Here is an 8344-nt window from a genome sequence, read left to right on the forward strand (position 1 = left end):
TGCTCGTCGGTGAACTGGCGAAATCGTGACTTCGTCTGTCCCATACGGCCACGGTCTCGCAGGTCACCGCTCAGCTATGGGAGACACGCCCTAAATGAGGCGCTATTCTCAGAAAACCTTCACCACAGCGGGCGGTAAGCGCACCCAGCATTCGCGGGATCGCCGCGATCCGAAGCATCCGGCACCACCCCGGTCGACCCCCGGGACCGCCCTCCCAGATCGCCCGCGCGGTCCCCGGGTTGGCTCGGCCGGGTCATCCAGGGGTCCACCATGTCGCAGTCGCCCACCTCGTCGTCGTCCCATTCCACGTCTCCCCTTCCCCCCGCCACGTCGATCCCCCGCCGCACGTTCCTCGGCGGCACCGGGCTCCTCCTCGCCGCGGGTGCCGCGGGTGCCGCGTTCGGATCCTCCGCGCTGCCGGGCACCACGCCCGCCGCCGGCGCCGCCATCGGGGAGGGCCGGATCCGCAGGCGCCCCAACATCGTCATCATCATGACCGATCAGGAACGGCGACCGATGTTCTGGCCGGAGGGGTGGGCCGCGCAGAACCTGCCGCAGCGCCAGCGACTGATCGACACCGGACTGTCGTTCAACTTCAACGCCTGCAACTCCACCATGTGCTCGCCCAGCCGCAGCACCATGTTCACCGGCATCTACCCCGCCCAACACGGGGTCTACCGCACCCTCACGTCGGGCGGGAGCCTGTCGGATGCCGAGCCACAGTTGTCCCCGACCACGCCCAACATGGCCGGACTGCTCGCCTCGGCCGGATACGACGTGCACTACCGGGGGAAGTGGCACATGAGCAAGGGCGCCGACGGCCTGGACCCCACGCCCGCCGACGTCGAGGGCTTCGGCTTCCACGGCTGGAGCCCTCCGGAGGCCGGCCAGGACATCAAGCCGGAGAACTTCGGTGGCGGAACCGCGAACAACGACCAGCGCTACGCCGACGAGGCCGTGGAGTTCCTGAACTCGGTGCCGAACGACCCGGATCGGCCGTTCGCGCTGGTCGCCAGCTTCGCTAACCCGCACGACATCCTGGCCTATCCGCAGACCTGGGACCTGGAGATGCCGGACGGCGGGACCAACTACCTCGATGCGGCGCCGGGATGTTTCCAGATGGGCATCGACCTGCCGCCGACGTTCACCGAGGTGCTGGCGCTCAACCACAAGCCCCGCGCCCAGACCCAGATCAACCTGGCCTCCCAGTTGGGGCTCGGACCGCTGGTGGGCGAGGAGAAGGCCCGCAACTACGCCAACCTCTACGCCTACATGCAACAGGTCGTGGACCAGCACATCGGCGCCGTGATCGACGCGGTGGAGCGCAACGACCTACGGCAGGACACGATCATCATCCGGGTCTCCGACCACGGCGAGATGGCGATGTCCCACGGCGGGATGCGCCAGAAGGTGTTCAACGCCTACGAGGAGACGATGCTGGTGCCGCTGGTCATCAGTAACCCCGGATTGTTCCCGACCGGGGTGACGACCGATGCCCTGTCGACTCTCGTGGACCTCATGCCCACCCTCGCGACGATCGCCGAGGTGGCGCCCGGGGTGCGAGCCGGTTTCGACTTCCGCGGGACCGACCTGTCGCCGATCATCTCCGACGCCGTCGAGAACCCGGGGGCCCCGACCCGAGAGGTGCAGGACGTCATCCACTACGTCTTCGACGACGACAACATCGGCCAACCCGACGGGCAGACCTCGGTCACCCAGCCGAACCATCTGCGCACGGTCCGGGACCGCACCCGCAAGTTCACGATGTACTTCGACCCCCAGTGGGTCGAACCCCCGGTGTTCGAGATGTACGACCTGGCGGCGGACCCCCTGGAACTGCGCAACCTCGCGAACCCCTCCGCTCCCCTGCAGTTCCGAGCCGACATGTTCGCCGAGATGCTGCCGGTTCTCCTCGCCCAGATGGCGGAGAAGGGGACCACTCCCGCGGGAATGCCGGTGGACCTGCCGCTGCCGACGGGGCCGATGGGATCGCTGGGGTCGTTGGGGTCCTGAGTGGCGGAGCCACCTTCCGATCTCCGCTGGTCAGCGGCCGACTGTGCTGTCCAGCGCCTGCTGCCAGAAGTCGGCCTCCAGCCTGGTGGCCGTGCGGAACACCTCGGTGAGCTCGTCGAGACGGCGGTCGGTCAGCCCTCCCCCGGACAGCACGTCGAGCTGTGCGATCGCGGCGCGGGACGCGGCGGTGAACTTCGCGCCCGAGTACTCGGCGATCCACTCGCCGTACGGGTGCCCGGCCCGGCCGCGCTCTCCCGTGCCGGGCTCTTCCGTGCTGCCGCGCTCGGCGAGCCGGGGCTGCAGGTGTGCGCCGATCTCGGCGTAACCGATCGTGCACGGCGCCAGTGCCACGTGCAGGTCGAGCAGGTCGCCGACCATGCCGCAGTCGAGTACGTAGCGGGTGTAGGCGACGGTGGCCTGCTTCTCGGCGGCGGCCTCGAGGGTGGCGCGCGGGATTCCCCAGCGTTCGGTCAGCCGCAGATGCAGCTCGGTCTCGGCCAGAATCGCCCCCGTGGCCTGGTGCGCGGCGGTGATGTCGGCCAGCGTGCGGCTCTTGAACGCGGCCAACGCGTTGGCGCGCGCGAACTGCACCAGGAAGTGGAAGTCCTGGATCAGATAGTCGCGGAACACCTCGAGGGGCAACGTCCCGCTCCCGAGCTCCTCGACGAACTCGTGCCGGGTGTAGGCCTCCCACTCGGGGCGGCAGCGATCCTTGAGGGTCTCGAACAGGGTCAACTCAGGTCTCCTGGGGTCGTGGTCGGAAGGCGGCCGATGTCCCCGGAACGGTGCCCGATCCGCATGGCCCGGTCTCCACGACCCTAGTCACCGCTGGTCTCCGCTGAACGCCGTACTCGACTGGGCGGGACGCCCTCCCACCTGGTGAACGTCCGGGTGAAGGTGGCGGTCTCGGAGTACCCGAGCTCGCGTGCCACCTCCGCCACGGGTACACGCAGCGCCAGTAGATCCAGGGCCCGATGATGCCTCACCTCGTCGAGCACCCGCCGGAACGAGGTCCCCTCCGCGGCCAGGCGGCGACGCAGGGTGCGGACATCGACGTGCAGCTCACCGGCCACCTCCGCCATCGACGGCCAACTCCCGCGCTCGTGCTGCAGCCGACTGCGGACCTGCCCCGCCACGCCCACCCGCGCCACCCGGTCGTCGAGCAGGTCGCGGCACTGCCTCTCGAACAGCTTCGCCGTGTTCTCGTCGCCCTGCGGCAGCCGCGCGTCCAGCCGCTCACGGGTGATCACCAGACGGTTCCGCTCGGCGTGTGGCCGGACCTCGTCGGCGGTCAGTCCCCACGCCTCACCGAGGATCACGGCGCTCTCCGGGCCGAGGGTCGTCTCGAGGCCGGCGGTGCCGACGTCGATCTGGGCTCCACGGAGGGCCGCCGCCAACCCCGCCAGGTCGCGTTCCACCACGAAGGCGCGTACATCCGCGGGGATCTCGTCGTCCGCGGCGACCAGGAAGGCCTTCTCCGGGTCGGTCCCGGCGGCGGCATCCTCGTCGAGCGAGAACCGCAGGTGCGTGGGCGAGAGCGCGAGGTACGGGATGGCCCGATCGAGCGCGGCCCGCACGGTGGGTCCCGCGAGCATCATGAAGCCGATGACGCCGGTCCGCCCGAGGGTCGAATGCGCACCGATTCCGGCCCCCAGACCCGGTCGGTCCCCGAGCCGGCCCAGGAGATTGCGGATCACCACGAACTCCTGATGCGCCCAGATCTGCGCGGTCTCGTCGTCGAGATCCAGGGGGTCGAGCCCGGTCCCGGCCAGGCACTCCCCCGTCCTCATCCCGCGTGCGACGCCGCCGTCCACCATGATGCGGATCCCCTCGGTGCCGCGGGGCACCACCCACACGGGGGACGCGGAGTCCGACGGCGAGGTCATCGCCCGACCGTAGCAACGCACACCGCCGGGTGACCGAAAATGCCAAATGTGCGACCGCCGACGCCCTATCCCCGGCCCTCGTCGGTGGCTACCGTCACATCCATGACTCTCGCCAGCGACAACCGCACGGGTACCGAATCGGCAGGACCGACCGGGCTGGCCGAGGCGATCGGGGAGCTCTACGCGCGGGCCAAGGCCGAGGTGGGCAAGGAGGACCTGGACCACATCCGCCACGTCACCGCCTACGGGCAGGCGATCGACGCCCGCCGCCGCGAGCTGTTGCGCGAGGGGGGTCCGCGCGCGATCCGCCGGGCCACCGCGCTGGAGATGATGTACCGGCTCATGCAGTTCTCCGAGCTGGGCCACAACATCGTCCACGGCAGCTACGACCACCTGCCGGACAACGGCGAGTACCACTCGGACCGCTACGACTGGGACTTCAACGTGGACACCGGCCACTGGAAGACGATGCACCACGCGGGCCACCACCCCAACACCAACATCGTCGGCAAGGACCACGACCTCGGCTACAGCGTCTTCCGCGGCAGCGCGGGCCAGGACTGGTACGGCCACCACCTCGGGCAGGTGGCGTTCATCTCCGCGCTCGCCGCCATGGCCCCGGTCGCGGCACCGTTCTTCCTGGCCAACATCGCGCGCAAGGTCGACCGCCACCCGTTCTTCAGCGCCTACACCCTGCGATCGCCGGCCAGGATCGCCCGCCGGGACGCGCGCCGCCGATTCGTGGACGAGCCCTTCCGCTCCGGATGGAAGCCGCTCCCGACCCTGGTGGCCAACTATTTCGGCGGAGTCGCGGGCTACATGTCCGTGCTGTTCCTGGTGCTCATCGAACACCACGCGGGCGAGCTGGAACTGTTCACCGATCCCGGCCCCGACGAGACCCCCGACCAGTACTACGAGCGGCAGATCCGGGCGACCCGCAACTTCCTGCCGAGCCCGCAGTTGGACGAGGCGCTGACCCGCATCCTGGAGGAGGAGGTGCCGTTCGAGAACCGTCCCGACCTGCGGATCTTCTATGGCGGCCTGGACACGCACGTCGAGCACCACCTGTTCCCCGACCTGCCGCCGTCCATGCAGCGCAGGATCGCGCCGGAGGTGCGCGCCATCGCCGCCCGGTACGGGCTGCCGTATCACGAGACCCCGCTGCTGGAGACGGTGCCGCTCATCGCCAAGACGCTCACGGGCCTGTCCGTGCCGTTCGGCGAGCGGGAGTTCGGGCGGCCGGCCGAGTTGCTGCGTGACCCCCTCGCGCTCGGGCGCCGCGTGATCTCGGGCTTCACCTACCGACCCCTGCCCGAGTCCCCGTACCTGGACAAGCCGCGCTTCCACAATGTCCCGGCGAGGGTCCTGTCCGCGACGCCGGTCGCCGGGGGTGACGCGCTCTCCGTGCGCCTGGCCAGGCCGCGTGGGTGGGAGGACGTGGAGTGGGACGCCGGGGCGTACGTGTCGGTACGGGTGGAGGTCGACGACGACGACCACGGCACCGGCACCGGCCGCGTCGAGCTGGTCCGTCAGTACAGCCTCGTCCGCGACAGCACCGACTCGCGGCTCGACGGATCGGACGCCCTGGAGATCTGCGTCAAACGGGTCGCAGGGGGTCGGGTCTCCGCCCGAGTGAACGACACGCTGAAGGCGGGGCGCTACCTCACGCTGGTCGGCGTGCCGCAGTGGTCGGGAGACTTCGCGATGGACTCCCCGGCCACCCCGTCACTGCTCATCGCCGGCGGGGTGGGCATCACGCCGATCATCAGCCTGCTGCGCCGCATCGCCCGCGAAGCCGGGGCCGGGGCCGACGCCACCCCGCTCTATTTCAACCGCGACGAGCGCTCCGTCATCTACGAGGCCGAACTCCGCCGACTGGCCCGCGACTCGGGCATCACGCTCCACCTGTTCACCGACGCCCCGTCCGAGCGCGACGGCCTGACCACCGGACGCTTGGGCCCCGAGCTGCTGCGACGTCTCGTCCCGGACGCCGCCGAGCGCGAGACCTACGTGTGCGCGCCGGCCGCCATGATCGATCTGGCCCGCGGGTGGCTGCGGGACCTCGGGCAACCGGCCGAGCGCTTCCACGCCGAGTCGTTCACCGCCCCCGAACTCGAGCGACCGGCGGACGACGGCAGCCGCTACACCGTGCGCTTCCGTCGCAGCGGGACCTCGGTCGAGATCGACGGGGCCACGACCCTCCTCGAGGCGGCGGGCCGGGCGGGCATCTCCGTCCCGACCGGATGCGAACGCGGACTGTGCAAGGCGTGCGTGACCGGCAAGCTCAGCGGAACCACGCGCGCGGAGGCCCGGGCGGCCGCGGGTGCGACCGACGCCGTCGTGCAGGAGCGGATCACCGTGTGCACGTCCATGGCCAGCTCGGACATCGAGCTGGACCTCTAGCTCCCGCCCCGGCGGGCCCGTCGCGTTCCCCGGTGGATCCATCGCGTTCCCCGGCGGATCCATCGAGAAGGACGTTCGGCGCATTTCTACTCGGCGGATGTGCGCGGAACGCTCTTCCGGATTCTGGCGTCTGGACTCTGGCGTCTGGATTCTGGCGTCTAGGCTCCGGGGCTCACCATTTGCCGCGCGTGTACTGCGGCGGGTACGGCGCATCGCGCCAGTTCACACCGAGCTCGGCGGCCGCGCGCTGGGGCCAGGCGGGCTCGCGCAGTCCGGCGCGGCCCAGGAATACGACGTCCGCGCGCCCGTCGACCAGCACCTGCTCGGCGAACTCCGGGTCGCTGATGAGGCCCACCGCTCCGGCCAGCACCGCGCCGGACGCCCGGACCTCCTCGGCCAACGGCACCTGGTACCCCTGCTCGAGCGGCACCGGCGGGACCGCGGGGGTGTTGGCGGCCGACGAGACGTCCACCAGGTCGACGCCGTGCTCGGCGAGGTGGCCCGCCAGCCAGCGCGAATCCTCCGGGGCCCAGCCGCCGGGCACCCAGTCCGTCGCCGAGATGCGGACGAACAGCGGCTTGCCCGCGGGCCAGACCTGACGGACCGCATCGCAGATCTCCACCAGGAGTCGCGCGCGGTTCTCGCGGGAGCCGCCGTACTCGTCCGTCCGCTCGTTGGACAGGGGTGAGAGGAACTCGTGGACGAGGTAGCCGTGCGCCGCGTGGATCTCGACCACGTCGAACCCGGCCTGATCCGCGCGTCGCGCGGCATCGGCGAAGGCGTCCACCACGCCGCGGATCCCCTCGAGGTCAAGCGCGACGGGAGTGGCCATGTCGCCGAACGGGATCGCCGAGGGGGCGACCGTGGTCCACCCGCCCTCCTCTACCGGCAGCGAGCCGGTGGGCTCTCCCGGGAAGGCCCTGTAGGTCGACGCCTTGCGCCCGGCGTGGGCCAGTTGGATCCCGATCGCCGCGCCCTGCGAGTGCACGAAGTCCACGATCGGCGCCCACGCGTCCCGCTGCGCGTCGTTCCACAGCCCGGCGTCGTGGGCGCTGATGCGACCCTCCGGGACCACCGCGGACGCCTCCGCGAGGATCAGTCCGAACCCGCCCTGCGCCCGCGCGCCGAGGTGCACGAGATGCCACGGGGTGGGGACGCCGTCGCGGGCGTCGCACGAGTACTGGCACATCGGTGAGAGCCACGCGCGGTTCCGGATCTCGAGATCGCGGATTCGGATGGGGTCGAAGAGCAGCGGCATGCCACCGATTAAACCCGCGCCGGCCGGGTCAGGGTCGCCGGGGACCACCCCCGGACGGGCGCTCACGCACCCCTTCGCCGCCGACTAGCGTGGGCGCCATGACTGACGCCCAGACCGGACCGGGTTCCTCCTCGGAGCCCACGCTGACCCCACAGCCGCAGCTCACCCACCTCGACGCCGAGGGCCGGGTCCGGATGGTCGACGTGGGCGACAAGGCCGTCACCACCCGCACCGCCACCGCCGAGGGGGTCTTCCGCACCCGGCCGGAGGTGGTGACCATGGTCGCGGGCGACGATCTGGGCAAGGCCGACGTCCTGGCCACCGCCAGATTGGCCGGGATCGGCGCCGCCAAGAAGACCTCCGAGCTGATCCCCCTGTGTCACCAGATCCCCCTGAACTCGGTCAAGGTGCGCTTCGATCTCGACGCGCCGGCCGGCGAGATCCGGGTGTCGGCCACCGCCAGGACGACCGGCCGCACGGGTGTGGAGATGGAGGCGCTCACCGCCGTGTCGGTGGCCGGTCTGACGCTGCACGACATGATCAAGGCCGTCGACCCCCTGGCCACGATGGACGGGGTCAGGCTGGCCACCAAGACCGGCGGCAAGCGGGGCGACTGGACCAGGGAGTCCGACGACGAGTCGGCTCGCGCGGCCACCGGGCGGACCGCGGTGGAGTCGGGCCGGAGCGCCGTCGTCGTCGTCTCCTCCACCGCCGCCGCGCACGGGCGGCGGGAGGACACCACCGGCCCCGCCATCGAGGGGTGGCTCCTCGAGCGCGGTTTCTC

General features: G+C 70.9%; 6 protein-coding genes. 3 read left to right on the plus strand and 3 right to left on the minus strand.

What is annotated here, in order from left to right; translation table 11 throughout:
- The first annotated feature begins 270 nt into the window (after positions 1–270).
- Complete coding sequence (locus tag G6022_RS09825) at positions 271–2013, plus strand: sulfatase-like hydrolase/transferase (RefSeq protein WP_182640143.1); 1743 nt, start codon at positions 271–273, stop codon at positions 2011–2013.
- Positions 2014–2043: 30 nt separating this feature from the next.
- On the opposite strand, the gene G6022_RS09830 is transcribed toward G6022_RS09825, so the two are convergent.
- A complete protein-coding gene (locus G6022_RS09830; RefSeq protein WP_182640144.1) occupies positions 2044–2748 on the minus strand; it encodes a TenA family protein in 705 nt (234 codons plus the stop codon).
- Between the two features lie 83 nt (positions 2749–2831).
- Positions 2832–3899: an AraC family transcriptional regulator gene (locus tag G6022_RS09835; protein ID WP_182640145.1), complete on the minus strand. Its 1068-nt coding sequence runs from the start codon at positions 3897–3899 to the stop codon at positions 2832–2834.
- A 102-nt stretch (positions 3900–4001) separates the two neighbouring features.
- On the opposite strand from G6022_RS09835, the gene G6022_RS09840 reads away from it, so the two are divergent.
- Positions 4002–6302 (plus strand): fatty acid desaturase, encoded by a 2301-nt coding sequence (locus tag G6022_RS09840; protein ID WP_182691461.1) that lies wholly within the window; start codon positions 4002–4004, stop codon positions 6300–6302.
- 172 nt (positions 6303–6474) lie between these two features.
- On the opposite strand, the gene G6022_RS09845 is transcribed toward G6022_RS09840, so the two are convergent.
- Complete coding sequence (locus G6022_RS09845) at positions 6475–7560, minus strand: NADH:flavin oxidoreductase/NADH oxidase (protein WP_182691465.1); 1086 nt, start codon at positions 7558–7560, stop codon at positions 6475–6477.
- 194 nt (positions 7561–7754) lie between these two features.
- On the opposite strand from G6022_RS09845, the gene moaC reads away from it, so the two are divergent.
- On the plus strand, positions 7755–8344 hold a 590-nt coding region (gene moaC / locus G6022_RS09850; protein WP_241731142.1), incomplete at its 3' end, for a cyclic pyranopterin monophosphate synthase MoaC.

The organism is Dietzia sp. Cai40 (assembly GCF_014145165.1).
Classification (GTDB): domain Bacteria; phylum Actinomycetota; class Actinomycetes; order Mycobacteriales; family Mycobacteriaceae; genus Dietzia; species Dietzia natronolimnaea.

Excerpts from the sequence above, each read along its gene's own strand:
- G6022_RS09825 (WP_182640143.1), top strand. The coding sequence starts at position 271 with ATGTCGCAGTCGCCCACCTCGTCGTCGTCCCATTCCACGTCTCCCCTT.
- G6022_RS09835 (WP_182640145.1), bottom strand. The coding sequence starts at position 3,899 with ATGACCTCGCCGTCGGACTCCGCGTCCCCCGTGTGGGTGGTGCCCCGC.
- G6022_RS09840 (WP_182691461.1), top strand. The coding sequence starts at position 4,002 with ATGACTCTCGCCAGCGACAACCGCACGGGTACCGAATCGGCAGGACCG.
- G6022_RS09845 (WP_182691465.1), bottom strand. The coding sequence starts at position 7,560 with ATGCCGCTGCTCTTCGACCCCATCCGAATCCGCGATCTCGAGATCCGG.